This is a genomic window from Candidatus Melainabacteria bacterium, assembly GCA_003963305.1.
GTDB lineage: Bacteria > Cyanobacteriota > Vampirovibrionia > Obscuribacterales > Obscuribacteraceae > PALSA-1081.
The window spans coordinates 117,648-143,474 of record RXJR01000020.1 but is presented as its reverse complement, the minus strand read 5'-3'; the positions used below and the strand labels follow the sequence as shown (position 1 = coordinate 143,474).

24 protein-coding genes, 1 tRNA gene and 1 pseudogene are annotated in these 25,827 nt (G+C 49.2%); 10 read left to right on the top strand and 16 right to left on the bottom strand.

What is annotated here, in order from left to right:
• Nucleotides 1–6: 6 nt before the first annotated feature.
• On the bottom strand, nt 7–987 hold the full coding sequence (locus EKK48_19595; protein ID RTL39251.1) for an ABC transporter ATP-binding protein: 981 nt from the start codon (nt 985–987) through the stop codon (nt 7–9).
• A gap of 169 nt (nt 988–1,156) precedes the next feature.
• Between EKK48_19595 and EKK48_19590 the strand changes: the two genes are divergently transcribed.
• Nucleotides 1,157–1,525, top strand: coding sequence for a hypothetical protein (locus EKK48_19590; GenBank protein ID RTL39250.1), 369 nt, complete (start codon nt 1,157–1,159; stop codon nt 1,523–1,525).
• 133 nt (nt 1,526–1,658) lie between these two features.
• On the opposite strand, the gene EKK48_19585 is transcribed toward EKK48_19590, so the two are convergent.
• On the bottom strand, nt 1,659–2,453 hold the full coding sequence (locus EKK48_19585) for a hypothetical protein (GenBank protein ID RTL39249.1): 795 nt from the start codon (nt 2,451–2,453) through the stop codon (nt 1,659–1,661).
• 61 nt (nt 2,454–2,514) lie between these two features.
• The gene (locus EKK48_19580) at nt 2,515–3,417 is read right to left on the bottom strand and encodes a universal stress protein (GenBank protein ID RTL39248.1); all 903 of its coding nucleotides are present in this window, start codon (nt 3,415–3,417) and stop codon (nt 2,515–2,517) included.
• A 154-nt stretch (nt 3,418–3,571) separates the two neighbouring features.
• On the opposite strand from EKK48_19580, the gene EKK48_19575 reads away from it, so the two are divergent.
• The 3 genes and pseudogenes from EKK48_19575 (at nt 3,572) to EKK48_19565 (ending at nt 5,187) form a co-directional block, all read left to right on the top strand.
• Nucleotides 3,572–3,976 carry a hypothetical protein gene (locus EKK48_19575; protein RTL39247.1) on the top strand — a complete coding sequence of 135 codons (405 nt, stop codon included), beginning with the start codon at nt 3,572–3,574 and terminating at the stop codon, nt 3,974–3,976.
• Nucleotides 3,977–4,517: 541 nt separating this feature from the next.
• A pseudogene (locus tag EKK48_19570) lies at nt 4,518–4,592 on the top strand (RNA-binding protein).
• Between the two features lie 316 nt (nt 4,593–4,908).
• Nucleotides 4,909–5,187 (top strand): hypothetical protein, encoded by a 279-nt coding sequence (locus tag EKK48_19565; GenBank protein ID RTL39246.1) that lies wholly within the window; start codon nt 4,909–4,911, stop codon nt 5,185–5,187.
• 77 nt (nt 5,188–5,264) lie between these two features.
• Here EKK48_19565 and EKK48_19560 read toward each other — a convergent pair whose 3' ends face one another.
• The 3 genes from EKK48_19560 to EKK48_19550 form a co-directional block, all read right to left on the bottom strand.
• The gene (locus tag EKK48_19560) at nt 5,265–5,492 is read right to left on the bottom strand and encodes a hypothetical protein (protein ID RTL39245.1); all 228 of its coding nucleotides are present in this window, start codon (nt 5,490–5,492) and stop codon (nt 5,265–5,267) included.
• A gap of 45 nt (nt 5,493–5,537) precedes the next feature.
• Nucleotides 5,538–5,756, bottom strand: a complete 219-nt coding sequence (locus EKK48_19555) for a hypothetical protein (protein ID RTL39244.1) — start codon at nt 5,754–5,756, stop codon at nt 5,538–5,540.
• A 175-nt stretch (nt 5,757–5,931) separates the two neighbouring features.
• Nucleotides 5,932–7,872: an amino acid transporter gene (locus EKK48_19550; protein ID RTL39331.1), complete on the bottom strand. Its 1,941-nt coding sequence runs from the start codon at nt 7,870–7,872 to the stop codon at nt 5,932–5,934.
• Between the two features lie 391 nt (nt 7,873–8,263).
• On the opposite strand from EKK48_19550, the gene EKK48_19545 reads away from it, so the two are divergent.
• Entirely contained in the window at nt 8,264–8,626 is a 363-nt protein-coding gene (locus tag EKK48_19545; GenBank protein ID RTL39243.1) for a response regulator, read from the top strand.
• A gap of 210 nt (nt 8,627–8,836) precedes the next feature.
• Nucleotides 8,837–9,550, top strand: coding sequence for a transporter (locus EKK48_19540; GenBank protein RTL39242.1), 714 nt, complete (start codon nt 8,837–8,839; stop codon nt 9,548–9,550).
• 39 nt (nt 9,551–9,589) lie between these two features.
• Here the strand turns inward: EKK48_19540 and EKK48_19535 are convergent, their stop codons facing one another.
• The 6 genes from EKK48_19535 to EKK48_19510 form a co-directional block, all read right to left on the bottom strand.
• Complete coding sequence (locus EKK48_19535) at nt 9,590–11,572, bottom strand: sensor histidine kinase KdpD (protein RTL39241.1); 1,983 nt, start codon at nt 11,570–11,572, stop codon at nt 9,590–9,592.
• A 24-nt stretch (nt 11,573–11,596) separates the two neighbouring features.
• A complete protein-coding gene (kdpC, locus tag EKK48_19530) occupies nt 11,597–12,217 on the bottom strand; it encodes a K(+)-transporting ATPase subunit C (protein ID RTL39240.1) in 621 nt (206 codons plus the stop codon).
• A 2-nt stretch (nt 12,218–12,219) separates the two neighbouring features.
• Nucleotides 12,220–14,319, bottom strand: coding sequence for a K(+)-transporting ATPase subunit B (kdpB, locus tag EKK48_19525; protein RTL39330.1), 2,100 nt, complete (start codon nt 14,317–14,319; stop codon nt 12,220–12,222).
• Between the two features lie 30 nt (nt 14,320–14,349).
• A complete protein-coding gene (kdpA, locus tag EKK48_19520; GenBank protein ID RTL39239.1) occupies nt 14,350–16,140 on the bottom strand; it encodes a potassium-transporting ATPase subunit KdpA in 1,791 nt (596 codons plus the stop codon).
• A gap of 2 nt (nt 16,141–16,142) precedes the next feature.
• Complete coding sequence (kdpF, locus tag EKK48_19515; GenBank protein ID RTL39238.1) at nt 16,143–16,232, bottom strand: K(+)-transporting ATPase subunit F; 90 nt, start codon at nt 16,230–16,232, stop codon at nt 16,143–16,145.
• A gap of 202 nt (nt 16,233–16,434) precedes the next feature.
• Entirely contained in the window at nt 16,435–17,415 is a 981-nt protein-coding gene (locus EKK48_19510) for a hypothetical protein (protein ID RTL39237.1), read from the bottom strand.
• 276 nt (nt 17,416–17,691) lie between these two features.
• Between EKK48_19510 and EKK48_19505 the strand changes: the two genes are divergently transcribed.
• Entirely contained in the window at nt 17,692–18,846 is a 1,155-nt protein-coding gene (locus EKK48_19505; GenBank protein ID RTL39236.1) for a hypothetical protein, read from the top strand.
• Nucleotides 18,847–18,910: 64 nt separating this feature from the next.
• Here EKK48_19505 and EKK48_19500 read toward each other — a convergent pair whose 3' ends face one another.
• Nucleotides 18,911–19,630, bottom strand: a complete 720-nt coding sequence (locus EKK48_19500; GenBank protein RTL39235.1) for a response regulator transcription factor — start codon at nt 19,628–19,630, stop codon at nt 18,911–18,913.
• The gene (locus tag EKK48_19495) at nt 19,627–21,168 is read right to left on the bottom strand and encodes a DUF4118 domain-containing protein (protein ID RTL39234.1); all 1,542 of its coding nucleotides are present in this window, start codon (nt 21,166–21,168) and stop codon (nt 19,627–19,629) included. Before EKK48_19495 ends, EKK48_19500 begins: the two co-directional genes overlap by 4 nt.
• A 336-nt stretch (nt 21,169–21,504) precedes the next feature.
• Here EKK48_19495 and EKK48_19490 point away from each other — a divergent pair, with 336 nt between their 5' ends.
• The gene (locus EKK48_19490; GenBank protein ID RTL39233.1) at nt 21,505–22,473 is read left to right on the top strand and encodes a sigma-70 family RNA polymerase sigma factor; all 969 of its coding nucleotides are present in this window, start codon (nt 21,505–21,507) and stop codon (nt 22,471–22,473) included.
• A 288-nt stretch (nt 22,474–22,761) separates the two neighbouring features.
• Nucleotides 22,762–23,850 carry a TrkA family potassium uptake protein gene (locus EKK48_19485; protein RTL39232.1) on the top strand — a complete coding sequence of 363 codons (1,089 nt, stop codon included), beginning with the start codon at nt 22,762–22,764 and terminating at the stop codon, nt 23,848–23,850.
• Between the two features lie 14 nt (nt 23,851–23,864).
• On the opposite strand, the gene EKK48_19480 is transcribed toward EKK48_19485, so the two are convergent.
• The gene (locus tag EKK48_19480) at nt 23,865–24,257 is read right to left on the bottom strand and encodes a transcriptional repressor (GenBank protein RTL39231.1); all 393 of its coding nucleotides are present in this window, start codon (nt 24,255–24,257) and stop codon (nt 23,865–23,867) included.
• Complete coding sequence (locus EKK48_19475; protein ID RTL39230.1) at nt 24,254–24,652, bottom strand: TonB family protein; 399 nt, start codon at nt 24,650–24,652, stop codon at nt 24,254–24,256. Before EKK48_19475 ends, EKK48_19480 begins: the two co-directional genes overlap by 4 nt.
• Nucleotides 24,653–24,861: 209 nt before the next feature.
• Here EKK48_19475 and EKK48_19470 point away from each other — a divergent pair.
• A tRNA-Val gene (locus tag EKK48_19470) sits at nt 24,862–24,933 on the top strand.
• Nucleotides 24,934–25,827: the final 894 nt, after the last annotated feature.

Here is a 25,827-nt window from a genome sequence, read left to right as displayed (position 1 = left end):
AACTACCTATGCTTGACTTGGGGTTTCCATTTCGCTTGGCACCACGACGCAGCGTGCGAAGTGTCCGGGACGTTTTTCTTCGAGAGGCGGCACGGACTCTCGGCATCGAGGCTCGACAAGCGGGCATCGGTCTGCAAATCGGCAGCCTTTCGGAAGATTCACCAGACTCGGTGGCTGCCCCTCGATTGGTGTAAGTCGTTCGCCGCCCGGTCTCGGCAAGGAGTTAATCAAGCCTACCGTGTAAGGCATCTTAGGATGAGCAAATAATTCTTGCACGTTTGCATATTCGACCACAGCGCCTGCGTACATGACGGCGACGTGATCGCACATCTCTGCTACCACCCCCAGATCGTGCGTAATCAACAGAATTGACATGTTCTGTTCTTTCTGAATTGAACGCATGAGATCCAGTATCTGCGCCTGAACTGTGACGTCTAGCGCCGTTGTCGGTTCGTCGGCAATTAAAAGTTCGGGCTCGCACGAAAGCGCCATTGCAATCATCACTCTTTGCCGCATGCCGCCCGAGAATTGGTGCGGGTATTCGTCGATTCTGGTCTTTGCTTCCGGAATACGAACCCGCTCCAGAACGTCTATTGCACGCTTGCGAGCTTCTTGTTTGCTCACTTTCTGATGCAGCATGATTGCTTCCATGATCTGGTCGCCCACCGTATAGACCGGGTTCAATGAGGTCATCGGATCTTGTGGAATGAGAGCAATTCGATTTCCACGAATCGATTGCATTTGCGACTCTTTGAGCTCTAGAAGGTTTTGACCGTCCAGTTTGATGCTGCCGGACGCGATGCGACCAGGAGGTGGCACGAGGCGGAGAACGGAAAGTGATGTTATCGACTTGCCACAGCCCGATTCACCGACGATGCCAAGAACTTTCCCTTTGTCGATCTTGAAAGTGACGTCGTCAACTGCTTTTGCCAGCCCAGCTTCAGTTGGAAAAGTAGTGGCGAGATTTTGGATTTCAAGCAGTGGCATAAAGTTCTCAACGGCCAGATAGCCGCTCTGGTAAGGCAAACAACAGTTTATAGCACTATCCTTCTCGAATCCACTCGGCGGCAAACGGATAATGTTTCAGCTAGGAAGCTCGGCAATGTTATGAATATATCCAAACAGGTGTTTTAATAGTGTATGGAGGAGTCACTTGATGCCGTCTGAGCCCGGAAATACCCGCGATATCTCTGTTTTGCAGCTTTTAACCAAGCTCGTCAAGGAAACTGATCGCCTGGTTCGGCTCGCCGATGACATCGATACGCACGCTAGCACGCCACAGGCGAAGGCTGCTTTCAATCTGATTGGCTCTGAAGTAAGCAATATTCTGGGCATCGTCAGGACGTCATTAGAGCCGCTATATCGGCTCTATGAGCTTGACCCGGGCATGAAAAAATTGGATCAAAATCGTCGTAACTCAGTGATCCGAGAATATGATGGAACAGTAGAAGACAGCACAGAAAGCTACGATGAACAAGCTTTGTGGGCCGATGTGAAAGGCAAGCGTGACGAACCGCCAGCCTGAACAATGCTGGAATCTCGCAGTCTGAACAAGGCTGGAATCACAGAAATGCGTGACCCTCTTCTGCTCTAGTAGATGATTGACTTGAACAACTGCACAGGTTCGCTTTTGACCGCAGAAAGACTTGTTCCTGAAATTACTGGCCGACTGTCATTGTCATGGTTCCCGCAGGCGGCAAATCTCCAGCCATAATTTTGTCCTTTTCCGGATGCAGTTTTGCAATCACCGGTTCTTGTACCGATGACTTGTTTGCTACCGTATGTGGTGCCTGATTGCTGTTTGCCACTTGCGTCGTGTTGACTTCGAAACTTTGATTTGGGCAATTTTTGACCAGATCTTTCATTCCGAATAAGAATGGTTTGAAGTGGTGTTCGCGCATTTCCGCGTAGGTTTTATCGAAATCCCAACCTTGTACTTTCCGGCGGTAGATTGCTACAAGTGTTCCCGTTCTGTCAGCTCCTTGTCGGCAGTGGACAAATACCGGCAGGTTAGCGGGTTTGTTTACGACATTCAAAAATTGCGCCACCTGATCTTTATTCGGTGTCAGGAGCGTCATCGGAATATGAACGTAGTTCATACCAAGGTGCTTTGTCTCAGCTTCTTCATTTACCGTTCCAACGCCCGTCATGCGCAGATCAATAATGGTTTTTACTCCATCTTTTGCCATTAACTCCAGAGCTTTGTTCGACGGTTGTCCACCGCGAGTGATACCGGGTACGACACGACCGAAGTTGTTGATTGCCGTATCTGATAAATAGATGGACGAGACGTTTGGTGATACTGCTGCAAGGTGCTCTTGAGCAAATACAACAGTCGGGGTGATACCAGCTATGGTGATGACAGCGGCCAGCGTAAGCCCGACTTTGCGGAACGTCGATAAAATTTTCAAGTAACTGTAGACCTGTTGAACAAAACAGAGTATTAAACGCACAAAAAAATGTTAGCACGAAATGTGGCTTGTCAACATTTAAATTTCGGGGAGAAATCGTGAATTATTCTGCTCTGAAAACCAGCACTGACGTCTGCATCATGCGTACGATATAAGCGGCCGTCTTTCCTACAAACTCTTTGTGTGATCTCGGACGCGAGCCATTGGAGCCGATTACGAGCAATCCATTAGTAACCCGGGCGAATTCGATGAGCGTATCGGCCGGCTGTCCTTCTCGAACTATAAATGTCACTTTATCGAGAAATTGTTTGCCGTTATCGAATGCCGAAGAATATGCAGTAGCTGCTTTATTAAGATGTGTGGCTGCCCGCTGCATCAGAACTTTAGCTTTAGGAAATTGCTGCTTGCTCGGTGCGACGTGAACGACTTTCAACTCCTTCCTCAGCGAGACAGCTAAGCGCTCTGCCATCACCAGTGCACTGTCTGCGGTGGCACTACCGTCATACGCCAGCAGTATATGCCCCAGTTCCTGAATGGGCTGGGATGCCACTAAGACTGAGCGATTGCTGTCCAGCGCAATTCGTCGAGATACGGAGCCGGTTGAATGTTCGGCTTCGTTTTGCTGGCTTCGTCCGTGGTGCCCAATGATTGTTAAATCGTGTTTTGCCGAACGTTTCAAAATAGAAGTCGACACAGGTCCAATATCAAGACATGTTTTAACGCCGTGAATTGAATGTTCTTGAGATTGTTTCTTGAACAAGTCCAATGTTAGAAGCGCTATGCGTTTTTGTGCCCTCAACAGCTTCTCTGAAGCGTCCAAAGGGATCTTGATTCCAGACTCGGCGGCAAATTCCGGAGCGAGCAGCAGATCTGTCATGCGTGCGTCTATGACATTTTGCGCAGTCAGGCTTGCTTTTAAGGACGAAGCTAACCAGAAGCCGTAGTCGGCGGCAATTCGGCTTGAGTCAGAGCCGTCGATTGGGACAATTATGCTTTCAAATAACATTTGGCGGCGCTTCCTGCGTCTGGTTGGAGAATCTTACTCGTTTCCACTCCATTTTGAATACTCTGGCAACCAAGAAACTGTGTTTTCAAAAGGAAACTGTTTTGACACTTTTTAAATCTATGCTCTCCTCACTCCCCTTCCTGAGACTTGCCTGATGAATAGTGTAGTGATGCTTCAGAGCCCGCCGATTTCCGTGCTCCCAGAAATTCCTTTTATAGCAAGCGACTGGCAATCGCGCCTTGTTCCTGTTGCCGGAATTGTGCTGAGTGAAGGTAAGGTCGCCAGCGGCGAGAGGGACGTGCATAGCCTGGGTCTGAACGAACTGGAGTTGGTGCACGCCCTTGCCGATGCTATTAATTGTGAGCGTGCATCAGCAATTGAACGCATAGTTGTCTCTTTCAATGTGACTGCGGAAATTCTTGAACCTTTACTTGCGGCTCTTAATTTGGAGCTGGCTGTCACCGGACGGCGCAAGAAGTTTGTAGTACTGGAGAACGGCTATTTCAAGGCTCGAACCTTTGATGGCGGAATCATCTTCCAACGCCCGTTTGCTAAATGAATTCTGCTTGACATCGTGACTTTGTGGCGTATCCTAGAAGATACCTAATTTAGCCAACCCATACTGAGAGCGTAAGCTTATGACCAAGCCCAGAGCGTGGCTTCTGGTCGCGATCTTTTTCGCGTCCGCAAACACGGCTGTCTTTGCACAAAATGCCGGTTACCAGAACGCTAATTATGCAAATTACCAGAGCAGCGCACCGACCTGGCCTCAACAGGCGCCCCAGGGGTACGAAACACCCCAATACGACGCTTACAGAGGACAGGCGCAACAGAATACTGCTGGTGGCAATTATCAGTATCAGCAGCCCATTCAGCCGGAATCAAATTCTGCAACTCGCGCCATGATGGAGCAGCAGCAGCCGGCTCAGTCAACTTTTTCAGATAAACCCATAAAGCCTGAGAAGAGCATTAATACCAAGAAGATCAAAGGAGCGGTCGGCGGCATTGGCCGAACTCTCGGGCATGTCGCGCTGCCAGTCGCCGGGCTCGGAGCTTTATACATGGTCACTAGAGCCGCAACCAAAGCCGGGATGATGAGCGGCTATGGCATGGGTGGCGGTGGCTATGGAATGGGCGGTTACGGCATGGGTGGCTACGGGATGCGTGGCTACGGCTGGTAACACCGCAGAACATAAAACCTGACCCATTTTGATTGTTTTTGCTATTTTGTCATGTCATCGTCACAAGTTGTCAGGTATTCTATCAACGGTGATGCTTGTCAAGTTGTTGGACGAGTTCCTCTTCTGAGTTCTTCTTCTCCTGTTTTTGCTTCGCTTCACCGCAGTGCGCCGCGAATTCTGCCCTAAACAAGGTCGCGAACACCTCCCGATTTTTAGTGACAGCGAAAGTTTTCTTTCTCTTCACGCTATGGAATCAGCTCATTCCTTAGATTTGCCGCACTTCGGCCGGCAACAAAATGGAGGATGGTCAATGAAATTTGACTCGCGCGTGTTCGTGAATAACATTTCGATTTCGCCCTGCAAGCCAGACAATTTTTTCGTATACATGACAGCGTTGTTTCTATTTGCCGCTGGAATCGCTGTGGGCAAGACTGTGCCAACCAAAGTCGCTATTTCAGGTGCAACAATACAGGCGTCATCAACTGTCGGAAAAATCACAGCTCACGGTAGATACGGAGCGCCCCGCTGGCTTCAGCAGCAAGCTAAGTCTAATTCATCGCAGACCCTTGTAGCCGATTTAAACGAGTAGCTGTTAGCCGCTAATGCAGAAACTTCGATGTTTTGGGTTTTTAGCCGTTAGTGCAGAGACTTCGCCGTTCCCAGCTTCTAGTCGTTAGTGCCAGAAGTTTCGCTGTTTGTTTCCAGCATGTGGGCGAAGATACCAGTGCCTACTAAAATGACGCAGAAACTTGATACCAGCGCGATTATGTAAGCCAGCAACTTGTCGTTAGCAATAAAAGCTCCGACGTTGTAGATCGCAATAAATGCGAAGAGTCCGCCTATGATGCCACCGCTGAGAGCAAGCTGGTCGCGAGTCGTTTTGTCGAATTCCATCGCCGGTGTCGTACGTTTCCAGATTGGGTTCAGGCGTGGTCGAAACTACCTATCCCAGTGCAAAGAACCGAATCGTCCATAGACACTGTGATGGCGAGTGCTTGAGGCGTTTGGCAAACTGCTCTTGTTGGTGTCTGCATCAGTTAGTCGACCGAATGCTGTGCCTGCAATAAAAATTACGAAAACGCCGATGATGAGCCAGAACGAAAGCTGGTCGAATATAACGACCTTTGATTTGAATACTGAATTTTCTAAGTAATCCATGCTGATCGCGACCGTTGCTCTGTCACTTTCATTAAACTCCTGAAGGCGGCAAGAACGCGTCAAAATGGGCGCTTGGCTCGTCAAGTTTCTATCAATTTTGACGCTTGACTATAGTGCGTCTTCATTGTCTGAGCACTCACGAACCCTTCCCCGAACACTCGATCGCCCCGAGCACTCAGGCAACATGCACCGCAGGTCTGCGTTCTGGCTTATGTTCGATTTCTCTCAAAATTTCTCTTGTCACTGGAGCCGTTTCACCTTCTCCAAAGAATAGATACTTGAAGATGTAGAGCACCGGATTACCTTCGGTCCAACCGAAGTACGCATGCGGGAGTGTGTTGGTCTTGTCTCGAATATGAATAAGAATGGCTGCGATGGCATTGGGCACCGCCGGACTATCGCAGCGCAACACCTTGTATCCGCCTTCGACGATGTGACCCGAAACTTCCAAGCAGCTCTCGACGAATTCCGATGCATCTGTGCGTTCCACTTCCAGAAAAATGAAGTTGCAGTCCGGACCCAATAAGCTATGAATCTCGCGAGCTTCTGATTCTTTTGAGCCATAGTCGGTACCGCCGGGACGATGGGCAAGTAGCCGCACGTCGCCTGTTCCGCCGCGGGTTGCTTCATCGATAAACGCTTTTGCTGTTGCGTCCAGCTCGACTTTTTGCACTCTCAACTCTGTCGCGCGCATGGCTCTAGAGATAAGAGAGGCAGCGAAAATCGTCAGAATGAATAGGCCGGCGATTTGAATTCCTTCAGGTCTCTCAACGCAGTTCACAACAGTTGTGTAAACGAAAACGAGAAACACGGAGAGAAAGAAGAAACGAATCATTTTGCTGACACGCCAGACGGTCAGGGTGCAAGCGAATGCTGCGGACGTCATCAGCACTAATACGCCGGTGGCGTACGCACCACCCTGCGCATCTACGTCTGCCTTGAACCAGGCCGTAACCAGAAATGCGACGATGGTGAAAAAGGTTACCAGCGGTCTTGATGCTCTAGTCCATTCAGGCGCCATGCCGAACTTTGGCAAGTAGCGAGGCACCAGGTTGAGAAGTCCGGTCATCGCGGAGGCACCAGCAAACCACAAAATGAGAATCGAACTAATATCGTATATGGTGCCGAACGAGTCGCCCAGATAAAGATGAGCCAGGTATGCCAGAGCGCGTCCGTTAGCGATACCACCTGTCGCGAAGTGCTGCGCAGGAATCAGCATAGTTGTAATAAATGATGTCGACAGCAAAAATACCGACATGATCAAGGCGGCAGTGATCAGCAGTTTCTTGGTGTTGGCGATTCTGCCCAGAGGTGCTTCCGCGCTGTCACTTTCCTTGCCCTGAACCAGTGGAGAAACGGCGACACCTGTTTCGAAGCCCGACATCCCCAGTGCGAGTTTGGGAAACAGTAATACCGACAATCCGATCATTCGCCATGGCGAATCGTAGTGTTGTGTTAAACCCGTCATCCAGTCTGAGATTTTGATCGGCTCTTGCGCTAAATGCATGCCGCTGACATAGACGATAACGGCGTTCAGAACTAAGTAGAGTCCGACCAAGACAACAGATATGCTGATTGCTTCTCTAAAACCAACGAGAAATACCCCTCCAAGAAGAGCGAGCAAAATCATCGTTGTTGAGATGCGATCATGCATCCAGAGCGGCGCAAAAGGATTCTGGGCTATGTGCGCGGCTGCGTCAGCTGCTGATAATGTGATTGTGATGATGAAGTCTGTGGCGGCGAATCCCAACAGGCAGAGGATGAGAATTTTGCCCTTCCAACCCTGCAACAACCGGGCGAGCATTGAGATACTTCCTTGCCCGTGAGGACTTTCTTGTGCCACTTTCATGTAGACCGGTAATGCACCGGCGAGGGTGAGCACGACCAGAATGAGTGTGGCTAGCGGAGACAGGGTATTAGCAGCCAGGAAAGCTATACCTGGAGAATATCCCAGGGTCGAAAAGTAATCCACGCCAGTCAAGCACATGACCTTGTACCAGGGCGCTTGATGCTCTGTGTGTTTGTTGCTTTCCCTTATGCCCTGGAAAAACCAGCGACGAAAGCGATTCGTGACGTGTGCCGATCGACGTTCTCTAGTGGAGGGACCGGTATGCACTATCTCGTAAAGATTTATAGGCTTTGACAAGGTTGATTACAGTGTAAATATAAAGATCAACATAGCACTAGAATTCCTCAAAATCCGCTGCCAGCCCGAATCTTGACACTTTCTTGATACCCGGATTTTCATGCTGATAAGGGTAATACCGTTGAAGTGCCAGGGAGTAGCCTTCCTGCAGTCAGTTTCCAAATGCGAGATGACGAGATATTGCGTTAAAGAAGCATTAAAGCCTGGAAAGTGCGTGCCAGCGGCCGAAACGCATGCAAATCTAGACAACATCTTGATAGCCGAATCTAGACACTAGCTTGTTGAAATAGCGTTTTTCTTGACTCTGTTTTGACTAATCGCTGGATTGAATGAGTTCTAAGAGCTCAGCGAGGTGTCATAGATGAATAAGCCATTTGTGCTCGTTGCTGAAGATAACCGGGTAATTGCACGTGCCGCGCAGCTCAGCTTACGAAATTTCGATCTTTTTGTAGATGTGGCTAGCAACGGAGCGGAGGCGGTTGCGGCAACCAGATTGCGTAACTATTCTCTTGTGCTGATGGATGTGGAGATGCCGGTTATGGACGGTATTACAGCAACCATCAGGATTCGTGTTGATGAAGAAAAAACGGGAAAGCGAGTGCCGATAGTCGGAGTTACATCAATTGAAAATCCTTTGTCGTTGATATCTTGCGGAATGGATGATTGCGTAATAAAGCCTGCAGACTATCCTGGTCTGGTTCGAACATGGTTGGAGCTGGAATAAAGTCCGACAGGCAGTAGCTTTGCCGTTCTTATGTGTATTGTCATTTATCGGCTGTGTTTTATTGCTAAAGTGTTCAAGTCGTATAGATGAGTTGGGTTTGCTTTCACGGAACACAAGAGGTTGTTCACTACATCGATTAGCCATCGTTGCACCATCTCTCTGGTTGTTTCGATATTATTGTCATTTTTCAGTACCTCTGCCGCTTTTGCTATGGACAAGACAGAGGATATAGACACGAATCGTCCCAGCTTCATGTTTTCACCATTGGTGGTGCCCAAGGGTAGCTTACAGTTAGAAAATGGTGGATTGTATCAGCATTCTCAACATGGCACCAACTTTTTCGGTGCCGGTGAAACCCAAGTGCGGGTCGGTCTGACGGACCGAGTCGAGTTTCAAATGTATGTTCCATCCTATGGTGCAACGCATCGGGCGCACAGACATGACACTCAGAGTGGTGTGTCTGGCTTGAATGAGGTCGGCATCAAGTATCAGATAGGACCGGTGAAGAAATTGCAACTGAGTGTTATACCCTCCGTTAATATTCCTACCGGTAATCAGGATGCATATTTCGGAAAAGGCGTACAAGGTCTTTTGCGGGCGCCGTGGTCGTATCCGTTGACGCCAAAACTTTCGATTATGGGCATGCAGTCTATTCTGCTTCTAAATTCAGGTCGAAGCCTCGAGTATCAGCCAGACTTTATGCTCAGTCGTTCCGTCGGTTCAAAGGCGAGCGTTTTTGTTGAATATGTGGGCTTTTTCACCCAGCATGCATCAGCATCACAGATTGCCCACTTCGGTGGAGTCTATAAAGTAAAGCCTCATCATCAGGTCGACTTGCACTTCGGTTTCGGTCTGAGCCAGACCGCGCCCGCCGCTTTCATCGGCAGTGGTTATTCTTATCGATTCGATAAGCTGCCCTGGTGAGTGAGTGATTCACACAATCTTGATTCCTGTCGATGTGAATTACGAAATCGACTGTACTCGTTGTGCGGCTTGCTCACCGAGCCAGGCACGTTCGACCGCTAGTGCCATTTGATTGACGAATGTTTCAAGCAGATGCATTTCATCAGGGTCGAACATACGTTCCCGATTTGATGGCAAAATTCCGATCACGCCGATAATTCCCTTTGCGCCGGTCAAAGGAAGATACAGTGCCTTTGCGCCCGGTAGAGTTGATGTTCCGACTCCCGCCACCTGGTTGTTCAAAAAGACCCACTGGGCAACTCCGGTCTCTTTGGCGTCGAGTTCGTAAGCTTTGTCTATATCAGGAACTACTACAGTTTCACCACTTTCATCAGGTAGCATAACTGCGGCCTGGCACCCGAACACATCGCAGATGTGACGTGCAGAAATGCGCGCAACTTTTTCTTTTCCTCGCGCAGAGGCAAGTTCTCGAGTCATCGCATACAGTGTCGCCGTGTGGCGTTCTCGTTTGCGTGATAACTCTGCTTGTTTCTTTATTGTGGTAGTAAGTGTGCTCAGTGTCAGACCAACCAGGAGCATGACACCGAAGGTTATTAAGTATTGCGTGTCAGATACTGCAAAGGAGAGGTAAGGAGGCACAAAAAAGAAATCGTAGACAGCCACTCCGAGCACCGCGCACAGTATCGAAGGACCTTTTCCGAGTTTAAGTGCTGTCACAACGACTGCCAGTAAGAAGAACATCATCAGGTTCTCCTGAGCCAGTTTGTGAAACCCGAATTTGGCTACTGCCGCCGCGATTGCTACGGCTGACGTGGCGTAAATGTAGTGCATGAAATTTTCCGATTCACGCACCATGTCTTTGGCCAGAGGTTCTGTGTTTGAGGTGTCGCCAGTGATTACGTAGACATCGATGTTGCCGCTCTTCCTGATCAAGTCATCCACCACCGATCCAAAGATCAATTCTCGCCAGCGTGGTTTGGCAGGTTTACCGATAACTATTTTGGTGATGTTAAGTTTACGCGCATACGAGACAAGTTCTTCGCTAGTTTTTTCACCCGTCAAAATTGTTGTTTCTGCGCCCAGTCGCTCTGCCAATCTGAGCGTGCGCATGATTCTGTCGCGATCTCTCTTTGAGAATCTGGCCGTGCGCGAAGTCTCGACGTAAGCGGCGGTCCATTCTGCGTGCAGACCTTTAGCCATTCGTTTTGTTGCTCGTACAAGTCTGGCCGAAAGAGGGTGTGGACCGATGCAAACTAGCAGTCTTTCTCGAGCCGGCCAGATCTCCTTGATGAATTCATCTCGCCTGTATTTCTGCATCTGATCGTCGACGCGTTCGGCTGTTGCTCGCAGGGCTAATTCTCTCAGCGCGATCAAGTTGCCTTTGCGGAAAAAGTTCTCCAGCGCCCGTTCGCTATGTTCGGGAACATATACTTTGCCTTCCTTCAGTCGTTGAATTAGTTCGTCGGGTGTCAAATCAACAAGTTCGATTTCATTGGCTCGTTCGAGCACCAGATCCGGTACCGTTTCTTTGACCTGTACGTGAGTAATCTGCGCCACGATGTCGTTCGCGCTTTCGACGTGCTGAACATTGAGAGTCGTGTAAACATCTATACCTGCATTGAGCAGCTCTTCTACGTCTTGCCAGCGCTTTTCGTGTCTTGAGCCCTGTACATTAGTATGCGCCAATTCGTCTACGAGAATTACCTGAGGCTTTCGAGCCAGTGCCGCATCCAGATCGAACTCATCCAGCGTGGTGTTCTTATACGTGATCTGTTTGTAGGGAATTATTTCGATGCCGTGCAGAAGCTGCTCCGTTTCCTTTCTGCCATGCGTGACGATGCATCCTGCGACCACATCGACGCCGTCGCGAAGTAGCTTCTGCGCCGACTCCAGCATCGTGTACGTTTTGCCGACGCCCGGTGCCATGCCAAGAAAGATTTTGAGTTTACCGATCAGGCGGCTCGTCTCTTCGTCCTTGAGTCTTTGTAAAAACTCTTCTGGTGTCGGTCGCCCATCGTTCATTTTGTGCTCAATGCCTGAAAGCTATCATTTGATATTATCCAAAGCCATGTTGATTGTCAGTACGTTCAACCTCGGCTCGCCCAGAATTTGCAGGTCGCGGTCGGTTCTGTATTTGCGAATCATAGCCTTTACGTCATCGGCTTTTAGATTGCGAGCTCTGGCAACTCTTGGTGCTTGCATCATGGCGTTGGCTTCGGAGATATCAGGGTCCAGACCTGATGCTGATCGCGTTACTGCATCGACAGGCACGGCTGCATTTGGATCAAGCTCATTTTCTTTTCTATAGCTTTCTGCAAGTTGTTTGATTCCGGCAAATGATTCGTCCGCTTTTGTATTCGGGTCGTCTGCGATTCCCATGATCAACTTGGTCGAGGTCGGTCCCAGATTCGTTCCGCCTGAAGCTTCTCCTGCATATCCTGATCCTGCTGCTGATGGACGCGGATGAAAGTATTTTGGCGCCTCGAATTTTTGAGCCAGCAGAGCTGAGCCAACAACATCGCCTTTGTTATTGCGGACAAGTGAACCATTAGCCTTTTCAGGAAATAGCGCTTGCGATACTGCAGTGATAAACAGCGGAAAAATCAGTCCCGTTAAAAGAGCCAGCACAAAGGTCATTCGGAGAGCAGGTATCAATTCTTTCAGCATTTTTAGCTCATTGGTGCGAGGTGGAGCATAACGATGATTCGGTCGATGATCCAGATGCCAGGGAACGGCACGACAATACCGCCAATTCCGTAGACCAGGAAGTTCCTTTGCAGCAGAGCCGCACCGGTCATTGGTCGATAAGGAACGCCACGCAGAGCTAGAGGTATCAAACAAACTATGATCAGAGCGTTGAATATGACGGCACTGAGGATTGCTGACTCAGGGGAGTGCAGTTGCATGATGTTTAGCGTCCACAATGGTCCGTGCATTGTTCCAGATGCTGCATACATGGTGCCGAAAACTGCGGGCAGAATGGCGAAATACTTAGCCACGTCGTTAGCAATCGAAAACGTAGTCAGTGCTCCGCGAGTCATCAAAAGTTGTTTGCCGATTTCGACGACTTCGATCAATTTGGTCGGGTTGGAATCAAGGTCGATCATATTGCCGGCTTCTTTGGCTGCTTGAGTTCCGGAATTCATCGCCACACCCACGTCTGCTGCTGCCAGCGCCGGAGCATCGTTGGTCCCGTCTCCGGTCATAGCAACCAACCTGCCGCCCGCTTGTTCTTTCTGAATAAGCTGCATTTTTAGCTCGGGTGTAGCTTCGGCAAGAAAGTCATCGACCCCTGCTTCGGTGGCGATCGCTGCGGCAGTGAGTGGGTTGTCACCGGTGATCATGATCGTGCGGATGCCCATGGCGTGGAGTTGCAGAAAGCGTTCTTTCATTCCTCCTTTGACCACATCCTTCAGGTAAATTACCCCGAGCGTACCGCGTTTGTTATCCGCCACCGCTAGTGGTGTGCCGCCGGCCTGCGCCACCCGCGTCACTTCCTTTTCAATTTCGGAAGGAATCGTCAGTCCAGTTTCCTTGACGTATTTGTATACGGCGTCGGCTGCGCCTTTTCTGATTTGGGTGCCGTTCATATTGACGCCGCTCATTCGAGTGTTGGCGGAAAATGGAATGAACTCAGCTTCTTTGTTGGAAAGTTCTCGTTCTCTTAAACCATAGTTCTTGGCTAACACCACGATCGATCGGCCTTCGGGAGTTTCGTCCGACAGAGAAGATAGCTGAGCCGCATCGGCGAGCTCTTGCACAGTCACGTTTGGTGCGGGAATGAATTCGACGGCCTGGCGGTTTCCCAGCGTAATTGTTCCGGTTTTATCGAGCAGGAGCGTGTCGACGTCGCCGGCCGCTTCGACGGCTTTGCCGCTCATAGCCAGCACATTGTGTTGTAACACACGGTCCATGCCTGCAATACCGATGGCAGAAAGTAGACCACCAATGGTCGTGGGAATTAAGCACACGAGCAATGATGCCAGAGAGAAGATGTCCGGCACTTGACCGGAGCCGCCTGCGCGCACAGCATAGTTGGCAAATGGGAGTAGCGTGACAACAGCGATGACGAAAACGATTGTCAGACCAGCCAGGAGAATGTCGAGCGCAATCTCGTTTGGCGTTTTTTGCCGCTGCGCACCCTCGACCAGAGCGATCATGCGGTCCATGAAGGTCTCACCTGGGTCAACCGATATTTTGATTTTCAGCCAGTCTGACAGCACTGTTGTGCCGCCTGTGACAGCGCTGCGGTCGCCGCCGCTTTCTCTGATTACCGGTGCGGATTCACCGGTAATCGCACTTTCGTTGACGGTCGCGATTCCTTCGATGACTTCCCCGTCACTGGGAATTAGCTCGCCCGCTTTTACCAGCACGATGTCATTTTTTCGCAAGTTTGTAGCTGCGACCATTTCTTCTTGCCCGTTGGCAAGAAGTTTTCGAGCGATTGCTTCCTTGCGGCCGCGTTTCAATGTTTCAGCTTGTGCCTTGCCGCGCCCTTCCGCCATGGCTTCAGCGAAATTGGAAAACAGAACTGTAAACCATAGCCAGAGAGTGATCTGACCTTCGAACAAGAGCTTTTCGCCAGTCGTCGCACCTGAGGCCAGATTTCTCAACCACAGCACCGTCGTCAAAACACAACCAACTCCGACCACGAACATGACTGGATTTTTGGCAAGCTTGGCTGGATTTAGCTTAATGAAAGAATCTTTCAGAGCACCACGCACGATCTGCGGATCGAGAAGAGGTCTCGATTTTTTCTTTGTGACTATGTTTTCAGTTTCCACTTCATACTCCGATGGCTAGTACAGCTTGCCTGAGTGCATCAAAAAGTGTTCGACAATTGGACCCAGTGTCAAGCCTGGAAAGAAGGTCAATGCTCCGACGATAATGATGACGCTGATCAGCAAAACGATGAATACAAAACCATCTGTTGGAAATGTTCCGCTTGTGGTGGGGATGTATTTTTTTGCGCTGAGCGAACCGGCAATAGCAAGCACGGGTATTTGCATCATGAATCTGCCCATGAGCATCGCCATTGCCAGAGTCAGATTGTAGAAGGGTGTATTTACAGAAATTCCGGCAAATGCAGAACCGTTGTTGCCTGTTGCTGATGTGAAGGCATACATGATTTCCGAGAAACCATGGGCGCCGTTGTTGTTCACGTTATTGTAGGTCGCACCGGCGGCGTTCCAGAAACTGCCGGCGGGCAGCTCCAATATGGCACCGCAGGCAGTAAAGCCCAGTATGGAAAAAGCCGCGACAAGCACAAACAGCATTGCCATTTTAACTTCTTTCTTTTCGATTTTCTTGCCGACATACTCAGGCGTTCTGCCGACCATCAGCCCGGCAATGAAGACGGTGAGAATGGCGAAAATCAGAATGCCATATAGTCCTGCACCCACTCCGCCGAATATCAGCTCGCCCAGTTGGATGTTCAAGAGGGGAACAAGCCCGCCCAGTGGCGTGAAGCTGTCATGCATGGAATTTACTGCACCGCAACTTGCATCTGTCGTGATCACAGCGAAGAGCGCAGAATTCGCTAAACCAAAGCGCACTTCTTTGCCTTCCTGGTTGCCGCCCAGGTCACCAAGTTGCGAAGTAGAAGTGTTGACATTGAGCCTGGCAATGTTCGGATTTCCAGATGCTTCGAAGCCGTAGCAGGTGATTACTCCGACTACGAACAGCATCATCATGGTGATAAATAGCGCCCAGCCCTGGCGTGTGTCTTTGACCATGAGCCCGAACGTGTATGCGAGCCCTGCTGGAATCATGAAGATCAAGAGCATCTCCACGAAATTGCATAGCGGTGTCGGATTTTCGAATGGATGTGCACTGTTGGCATTCAAAAAGCCACCACCATTAGTGCCGAACATCTTTATGCATTCCTGCGAAGCGATAGGACCCTGGGGAATGATTTGCTGTGCTCCCTCTAGTGTTGTTGCCTGGACGTAAGGACTGAAGTTCTGTACGACTCCCTGCGAGACCATGAACAACGCAGCAATCAGGCACACGGGCAGCAAAACATAAAGGGTGGAGCGAACCAGATCTTTCCAGAAATTTCCTATGCCGGTCGCTGATTGTCTGGAGAATCCGCGAATCATGGCTACAGCGACGGCGATTCCCGCAGCTGCGGAAACCCAGTTGTGAAGTGCCAGGGCTAGCATCTGAGACAGGTACGACATTGTATTCTCGCCGCTGTATGCCTGCCAGTTTGTGTTCGTGGTGAATGAGACGGCAGTATTGAAAGCCAGGTCAGGCGTCATAGCAGTGGCGAAAGCGGGTGCTTGTGCTGTCGAAAATGACATCGGGTTGAAGGGCAGGACACCCTGCAGTCTGAGGATGGCGTAAGAAAACAGAAGAGTCACAATGCTGAATGCCAACATGCAAAATGCGTACTGTGTCCAGTGCATGTCGATTGTTTCGTCGACCCCAGCAATCCGATAAATGATCTTTTCGACAGGCCTAAAAAGCGGGTCCAGCCATGTTGCCTCGCACTCCATTACCCGCTTGATGTATGTGCCGGCTGGTTTCGTGATGACAATCAGTGCCACCACAAACAGCAGGATCTGTAACCAACCAATGCCGGTCATGGCTAAACTTTCTCCGGATATAAGAGTGCGAAGAATAGGTAGACAAGCAGCCCTATTGAGGTGGTGCCGGCCAGTATGTTGTCGAGATTCATTTTGCTTGCCTGCAGACGATCACAATCGATCGCAGCCTGTGACATAGGCTGCACTGAGTGCGAAGAATAAAATGGCAGCGCCTATGTAAAAGAAATCCATGTGTCTTTTGCTCCCACAGGTAAATGTACCGCTGTGAGTATCAAGAAAGGGTCAAGACTTCGTCAGACGCAGTTAAGGCAGCATCAAGTTTCGGATGAACGGCTACATTTGTTTTTCGCCGCGAATGACCATGGACAATTCCAAAAGCATTCTTTTCATCTTAAGAAGCTCAGCGCCAAGTTGTTGCAGCATTGATATGCGCGTGTTGAGGGTGGCTATGTTGAGCGCTTTTTTCCTGGGCACGCTTGCAGTTATGACATCTAATTGTTTGGTGGCTGTTGATTCCGTGAACTCTGGAATGTTCTTGTCAGCTACCCATCTTTCAATCAGCAGCGTGCGGCGCGTTTTATTAGACGGTTCACCGACTTGCGTACTGTTCAGAAAATCCCAGACGCATTTTGGATAATCGATTTCAGGAGTGACCGGATAGTCGAAAATTTTTGCCAACATGTTTGGATCTTTTTCCGACGTCTGTTTCTTTCCACTTAGTTGTTTAAGTGCATAAATCGATGCGATTGATGGAATAATTCCTGCCAAAATTCCCGTTATTCCTGATGGAGCTGTTAGTTCCGGATGAGTATTTGTTGGAATAGCCAGGCCTTCGCAGACAGACCACAGGGCGCCGTTTGAGATAAAGCTCAATGCGTTGGTTCTTAAAGTCGCTTTATCTCTGTCGTTGACGTAGGTGTTCAAAATTTCATTGTAGATATTTTGTTCGGCTTGTATTTCCGCAAGAGTAAAGTCGACTGCCAGATTCGCTTCTTGAATGATCTGTGTCGACTCAGAAACGCAGGCAATCAGTTGTTGCCCCATCGCCACGTTTTCCAGAGTGGGGTCAAAATTGGTTGGGTTGATTTTGGTGCGCAGTTGTTGATTTCGCTCGATCAGTGGCGTTAACTTTAAGATGTCAGCTAGTTGCCTGGTGTTAGGTGAAACAGTTGTTGAATTGAGATCGACTCCGGTACGCAGGATTTGGGTTGGAAATTCTTGCGAGTTCGGAGCAGCGGCTAAGGCGCTTGTGTAATTGTTGAAGATGCAAAGTAGTGACAGGCTTGACGCTATCACAGGGCGCCGCGATCGCATTGGGTCTCCTGAACGGGTTAAAAGGACCATCTGAACTGGGTTCTAATAATACTAGGGCTGCTACTGAGCGAAGATAATATTTAGGACAGAAATCGACTTCGATGCAGAATAGAGCCTGATTGTGCCGTGATGTCAATTGCGCTTATCTGCTTTGTGGTGCCACTGGATATGGTGCGCGCGCGTCGGCCATGGTAGGTGCAGTTGATATTCTTGATGCCATCTTGATGCAGATCAAACTAAACTGATTTGGTCTGAAAACTAGAAAAAGAGGTGGCAATGAATTCGAAGATCCTCGGCGTAGTAGTGGCAGCTGGAGCCGTTCTGCACAACGCGTCTGTTGTCTATGCAGATGCGCCCGCGCCAGCCAGTTCCGGTGCACCGGTAGTGAACAGTCAGGAATTTCCACGACAGATTTTGAAAAGTGGTGTGAATCTAAACAGAACTGATGTTTCTCCGAATACTTTGCAGTTAGCCAACGATATCCAGCTGACGCCTGTGATCGACAGGATGCAGACTCTTCGCGCCAAGCTGGATAACCTTGCGCCAGGAGCGGAGCGCAATGAGGCGAGATTAGATTTGCTGGATGCTCGCTCAGAGGCACTTCAGATTATCACTAGAACCAGCCTTGAAGTAGATTTCGCAATTGCTGAGATGACTGCAGAACAAAATGTCTACAATGAAATTCTGTCGACATTTACTAACGATAGAGACAAGCTTGTTGCGCGAGTAAACGCTGGTAGCTTTATCAGTAACGGCGTGTTATGGGCGGTATGTGAAGGGTTGACTATACCGACACATACTCGAGGAGTTTTTGCTGTTTCATCAGGTATCACTGGTATCGCTGCTGGTCTTGTGCCGTCGATTGCATCCATGTACACCTTGAAGGCCGTCAACGGAAAGCGGAAGACTTCTGAAGTTGAGCCCAACATGCTGGCGAAGATCTTTAACTATCCAACCAGCCCTGAAATTGAATATCCGAAATCAGTTTGGCTTTTCTTGAACGAAGTACCAGCGGATGGAAGCAGTTCAAAAACGCGCAAAGACCAGATGATAGATCGATGGATTACAGACGCAAACATTCCTGGATTTACAAGCCGAGATTCGAAATCGCTTGATGCAATTACGGCAAGTGTCGCACAGAAAAAAGGCCTTAGCATTGCTACATTGAATACGCGGCAAGTGATGTTGGAGCAACTCAGTGCCGAAGTGCAAAAGATGAAGCGCCTGTTGCTCGAACTAGCGATGGTCGTGCAGGGCGACAAGCAATTTGTTGCCGCGACTCAGCTTCGACCTACTCCGGTTTCGCACGCACCTGGTGCCAGTGCGCCTAAGGGGCTCGGAGCGGCGCGACCAATTGCTGCAAATGTTCAGTCTGGAGAATTAGCCGCAACTCTCACCCAGCAAGCTTTTGCTGGTATGGGTGTACCTTAGCAGTCAATAGGATCTGTTAAGACCATGTGACTGCTACTCGGTAATTCTCTTCCCTGCCGATGAATTAGACTCCAACGGTTGCTTTATCGTTTGCGGTTGCCTGCTGATCCGTACGGAAGCGGTATCCCACTCTTGTTTCAGTGTGGATATAAAAAGGTCGCTCCGGATGTTCCTCAATCTTGTTTCTCAGATTGGCAATGTGAACGCGCAACGTGTGCGAATCGTTTTCGTACTCGGGTCCCCAGACCTTCGACAGAAGCTGACGGTGAGTCAAGACTCGATCTGCATTCGTAGTCATATACCGCAGCAAGTCATATTCCTTCGGTGTCAGATGCACCTCTTCGTTGGAGATGTACACGCGCCGGTGCGCAAAATCTACTTTCAGATTTGCGCATGTGAATGTTGATTGTTCCTGCTCTTCATCTGGTGCTTGCCTGCGCAAAACTGCTCTGGCTCTGGCGAGCAACTCTCCGATTCCGAATGGTTTGGTGAGGTAATCATCGGCGCCGAGATCGAGAGCTTTGATTTTATCTTCTTCCCTATCGCGCACAGAAAGAACGATGATTGGAGTCTTGGTCCACTCCCGCAGTTCCTTGCAAACATCGAAACCATTCTTGCCGGGCATCGCCAGGTCTAAAATGATCAAATCAGGCAGGCGCGAAGCTGCCATATCAAGCCCCTCTTCGCCGTTTGCTGCCAGAAACACCTGGTAGTTATTCTGTTCGAGTCCGACCCTCAATGCCCGACGAATTTGCGGCTCATCGTCAATAACAAGAATTTTCATTGTTGTTTTGTATCTCCATTTTCTTGTGGCAGGGCAATGTGAAAGACCGCACCGCCACCACTTTGATTCGCAGCACTTATCGTGCCCTTATGCGCTTCAATCAGTCCTTTGCATACAGCCAAACCTACTCCCATTCCAGGCGTTGACGATTCTTGCAGTGATTTCGAGCGATGGAATGGTTTGAATATATCTTTTTCCTCCCCACGTGGCAGTCCTGGACCGTGGTCGATGACATCAATATTCATCATGTTGTTGCCGTTGTAAAACTTGACCGTAACGTCGTCGCTCGAATATTTCAGTGCATTCTCAATCAGGTTTCGCAGCACTTGTGTCATCTGCACCAGATCAAATGAAAATTCTTTGTCTCTGTCTGCAATGTCAACTTTTATCCGTTTGTTTTCTTGTTCACCGAACGAATCGACTACTGACCCAACCAACTCAGTCATTGTAGTCAGCTCTTTCTTCGGTGTCCATGCGTTAGCTTCCAGGCGAGAAAGGTCGAGAATATTGCCGACCATCTTGTTCAGTCTGTCCGCTTCCTGATCGACGCCTTGAAGAAGCTGCGTCTGAGTTTCTGCGTCAAGCGCTCCGGAGTTTGTTTGAAGCATGCTGCCGACGCTTGCTTTGATGGAAGTGAGAGGGCTGCGGAAATCGTGTGACACCATGGACAGTAGCGCAGTCTTCAAGCGATCTACTTCAGCCAGTGCTTTTGCCTGCGTTTGAATTTGCAAGAGTTTGTCTCGATGTAATACGACGGCGGCATGATTCATCACGGAGTTGATGATGTTCTTTTCACTGTCTTCAATGGTCGCGGCAGGTTTCAGTCGCATACAAATGACGCCAAATGTTTCGTTGTTCAGAGTGATTGGAAGATATATCAGCTCAGACTTTTTGAGATCTCCGAATGCTTTTTTCCAGTGCGGGCTGTTGTCCCATCCAATCGATTGCCCTCGCACGAGCGCATGCGTCATTGCTTCTTTGGAAAGCTCGTCGTCTTGAATTGGTGCGTTGGAGTGAATCCAGACCGGACTGTCGTCGAACTCTGCGTTTTGAAGACACATTGAAACGGCATCGGCGGCTGAAACTTTCATGATTGTTTCCATCAGCTTCTTCAATACGCGGTCTCTGTCAATGTCAGACGCAACAGCCCAACTTGCTTCTGCAAGAGCTGCCGTCTCGTTTCGACTTTTTTGCGCTTCCTCCATGCGTTTCCGCAGCAACGCCGTAAGCTGCCCGATTATTGTCGCGGTGAGCAGAAACATACATAGGGCTAACCATTCGCTGAACGATGCGACGGTGAGCTGATGCCTCGGTTCGACGAAAAACCAGTCGAAGGCGAAAAATGCCAGTATCGAGCAATAGATGGAGGCTCCGCGACCCAGCAAGAGGGCGGCAACCGTCACAATCAGCAGGTAGAGCATCGAGATGTTCGAGGCGTGCCGGTCTGCGTGCACAACCGCGATTAGCACAGTCATCAGCGCAACAGCGGCTGTCGCCGTTAAGTATGGAATGCCGAATTTTCGCCAGTATTTTGTCATTTCCGTGTGGCGCGTACGCGAGCCCGATCTAGTTCTACTACTTTTAGAGCATTCTGCTAACGAAGGGGCTTAGAAATTGACACTAATTTGACGGGGCGTCCAGCGGGCGACAAGTCCATTTCGGGGTTTGGAAGCCCCCAAAAATCCAATAGTATCCATAGAGAAACTGTTAACTGGTTTGGGTTTTGGGCTTCATCTTTTCGTATTTTCTTAACAAATTTGGCTGATTTTTGGGGAACCTTAAGGTCTCTTTGGTCATCTATTTGTTCAGTGGTTCCCAGACCACCGAGTTCGAGTGAGACTTGCTCGGGTCACCTGGGAACCCATTTAGGAAACATGCCAATGAAAATGAACCTTCAGAAAAAATCCCATCATATAAATGACGAGCCTTGGAACGAGTTCGAAGCTTCCTTCGACGAAAACGTTGCTGAGCCGGTGGAATTGGAGGTCGAACCGATCGAGCAGGCGCGCTCGTTCAATGACGACTCGATGACTATGTACTTGAAAGAGATTGGCCGTTACAGCCTTCTTACAGGTGCTCAAGAGATCGAACTCGTGAGAGCTGCGCACTCAGGCGATGCGGACGCCCGAAAAAAGCTGATTCAGTCGAATCTTCGTTTGGTCGTTAGTGTGGCTCGCCACTTCTTGAATCGCGGTCTAAGCTATCCTGATTTGATTCAGGAAGGTAACTTTGGTCTGATGAAAGCTGTCGATAAATTCGATCCCGAACTGGGATACAGATTCTCGACGTACGCTACATGGTGGATTCGCCAGGCAATTGTGCGAGCGATTGCCGATAAATCTCGGACTATTCGTTTGCCTGGACACATGAACGAAATGCTTAGCCGTTTGAAGAAACAAGTTAGAGCGTTAAGTGAACAAACCGGAAGACTGCCTACAACCGAGGAGTTGGCAGTTTCAATGAAGACCACGCCTGATAAGGTGCGGAAACTTCTCGATATTTCAAAAGGGCTGCTGTCTCTCGACGCTGCTAGCGCTGCTGGATTTGACACCACTCTCGGTGAAACTCTGAGTGATGAAAATGAAAACTCGGCACCCGCTGAAGCAGTTGCTCAGAAGCTTTTGCATAAGGATGTCATTGAAGCTCTCAGTTATTTGACCGCTCACGAGCGCAGCGTTCTTTTGATGCGCTACGGATTCAACGGTGATAAACCTAAGAGCCTGGCGGAATGCGCAATGGCGTTAGGCGTCACACGAGAACGAGCAAGACAATTGGAAAATAGAGCCCTCAAGAAATTGAGAGGCAATTCGAAAGTTGGACAGTTGAAGGAATACTTGAACTAATCAAATTCGAGGTTCCGCATGAAATGGTTGAGCCGGATGCATCACGCATCCGGCTTACTTTTTGTCCGATCACTGAGCAAATCAGCGCCGCTCGCATTGTTCCGCTGCACTGGCAGGCGCTTGTCGTTGGTTTTCTCGGCGCTTTCTGAGTCGCTGACTTTTGCCAGTCTCTTCCGGTCCTCGTCTTTTCGCCACTTTGCAAGGGCTTGCAAAAGGTACAAAAGGTTGTCGCTTCTGCAAATCATGCCATTGCGAATATACTGGTGTTTCCTGAAGTGAGAACTGATCTTGGCATCTGGAAGAGTCTTCTACGTTCAAAGAAAAAGCCAGCAGCTGATGCTGCTGATTAAGGTGCTGCTGAAAGAGTTTCAGAGCTTTTTCATCATCTTCATTTGTTCGGTAACGACTTCAGCGCTTCTCATCTATTCCTTCTATCCACGGGCTGATTTGCCGCATGAACGTCTGGGCTTCATGCAGACAGTCTACGACGTCTGGCTTATGCTCTTTTTCGAAAGTCCGCTCACATATGTTGATGACTGGAGAATCGCGCCTCTCTTCTTTTTGTTACCACTATTGGGTTTAGTCACAATTGCCGAGGGTGTCGTGCATCTCGGCAATCTTTTGTTTCAGCATCAGCGGTACTCCGGGGAGTGGCAAAAAATGATCGCGTCTACATTTGAAAATCACATCGTCGTGTGTGGTCTGGGAAACGTGGGGGTGCGCGTTGTGCAGCACTTGCGCCAGTTCGACGAGACCGTGACTGTGATTGAGTCGAATGCTGAAAGCCGATTCGTCAATGAAGTGGCCGGCATAGACGTACCAGTGTTGATGGGCGATGCGCGTGACTCGCAAATGCTCATGGTGGCAAATATACACAAAGCCAAAGCAATCATCGCCGTGACTGACAACGACCTTGTTAACCTCGAAGCGGTATTGACTGCGCGTGAGTTGAATCCCAATATTCGTGTTGTAGTGCGTATGTTCGACCAGAAAATGGCGAAGAAAATCGAGAAAAATCTCGGTATTCACGGCGCATACAGTTCATCTGCGCGATCGGCAAGATTGTTTGCCCAGGCGGCTATCAGCGGAGACATTATCGACTCGTTTGAGTTTGGTGGCACCACAATCAATGCTATTCAAATTGTGGTTGAGTCTAATACAGCGTTGGTTGGGCAGACTGTTGATGATGTGCGGCATCAGCATGAGGTAACTGTGCTTCTGCACGAGAAGGCTGGTGGCGAAGTGGATTGGAATCCTTCACCCAACAACATTCTTGCCGTTGGAGACAAGCTGCTGATTATGACTGACCGGCTTGGACTGAAGCGCCTGGAGCCTTCTACTCGCAAACTTACTTTGCCGCAAAAGAGTCATGATTGAGCGGGTGACGGCCGTTACTTGCACTTGGAGCAGGTGCCGAAAATTTCCAGTATGTGTGCGCGGGTTGTGAATCCGTATTTGGTTTTGATAGCGTCTACCAAATCGTGGACTACGCACTGATCCAGGTGAACGCTGCTGTTGCATTTTTCGCAAATCAAGTGATGATGATGTTCGCCTGGTTTTACGACTTCATAGCGCCGTTCGCCGTCGCCAAGGTCGACAGCCTGTACCAGCCCTTGCCCAACCAGCGATTCCAGAGACCTGTACACGGTCGTCAAGCCGGGCGCTCGCTCGTCGTCGGTGCGTAGACGGCTATGTATATCCTGGGCGCTAGTCAGCTCATGCGACTTTCCCAGAATCTCTAAAACTTTTTTCGCGCCCTTCGTCAACCGTTCGCTGTGCGTCATTCTTCGACTTCGAACTCAACCCTTATTTTCTTGGCAGATTCTACCGGTTTTCCGTTTACTGTGGCCGGCTTGAACTTCCATCGTTGTAGCGTGCTGACGGCGATTTCGTCAACCTCGGTGCTACCGGTTGAGGAAAGCAAGGTGACTGAACTGGCGCCATCCTGCTTGATAGTGAATTTGGCGAGGCAGCAGGACTTGAAGCACTGTTCGTGCAGCTCTGCGGGGATTTCGGGCTTCGGGCAATGAACGATTTCGGCATCTTTATAATATGAAGACTCTTCAGTGCCGATTTTGAGCAACGGACCACCAAAGGCGGACTGGGTCGGGAAAAACTGCGCCGAGAACCCTAGAGCCGCAAAGCCAACAATAAATAGATTTTTTGTCGCTGACCGCATATCCGACCCGTTTGGTTTTGACAACGGTTTTCATTCTAACCCGAAACTGCTCCAGTCGTTTCCATTTTTACCGTTGCCAAGATTAGATTTGGATCAAACGGTATCTAGCCGCTTGTCTGGCTGATGAGCAACGTTCGTAAAACGGATTAACGAATGGAGAGACAGACCTAGTCAGCGGAAGCAAAGATGTTACACTGTCATTCTGCTTTGCGCGGTTAGCTCAATGGTGGAGCACCTCGTTTACACCGAGGGGGTTAGGAGTTCGAGTCTCTTACCGCGCAATTCTTTCCGGGGTCGGCAAATCGTCCCCCAACACTCCCCCTACGTATGAGCGGGGAGTGTTTTGTCATTAAACATGTGTGCGTTGTTCTGTACTCTTCACCTCGGTGAATAAGAAACATCCCAATTTAGGCACTTTATGTAGTACCACAGCGATCAAAAAAACAGACTGGTTTTTTGTTCAAATGCCAGAATTATCGCTTCTCTGCCTGACACCAACCTTCCTCCAGTTTCTCCAGGTATGCGTCCGCGAATCCCTCAAGCTGGATTTCTCGCGTAGCATGAATTGGAGGATTGTCAGTATCGTGATAACCACTTTCAGTTAACCACTTATGAACCAGTTCACGATCGTGCTGTCGAAATTGTCTTACGGATTCCGAATGAGAACGAGAGAGCGGGTCAAGGCAAGACTTGCATATACATTGCTTCTCTGGATGTTCGACTGCAGTGACAGGAGAATTCTTGGATGTGCAAATCCGAACAATTGTTTCGAAAAAACGTTTGCAGTTTAAATGACCTGAAGCAATCTTGTTTGTGTCCATGGCGGGGTCGAGCCTCTGCAACATATTTGTACTTCTATTATTTGAGCTGCATAGGAATCTGACATCATTCATGCGGATGAGTACACAAAATATCTTTCGGCTGGAAAACGTTAATGGGTCTGGGAAATAGGAGATTCTCGTGTAGACTTTAGTCATCCATCTCCTCAGATGGCGAAGAATTTGATACCAAAGAACTCTGACGTTTCACTATTACCTCGAAAGAGTTTGCCTAATGAAACTACTTTCGTGTAAAGGAATCGCTAGCAAGCTTTTTGCTCTGTAAAGCGCCGATGAATTTGTGCAGAAAGCAGGATTTGACGAATTTCTCCTTCATTCTTGAATTAGAATCGTTTT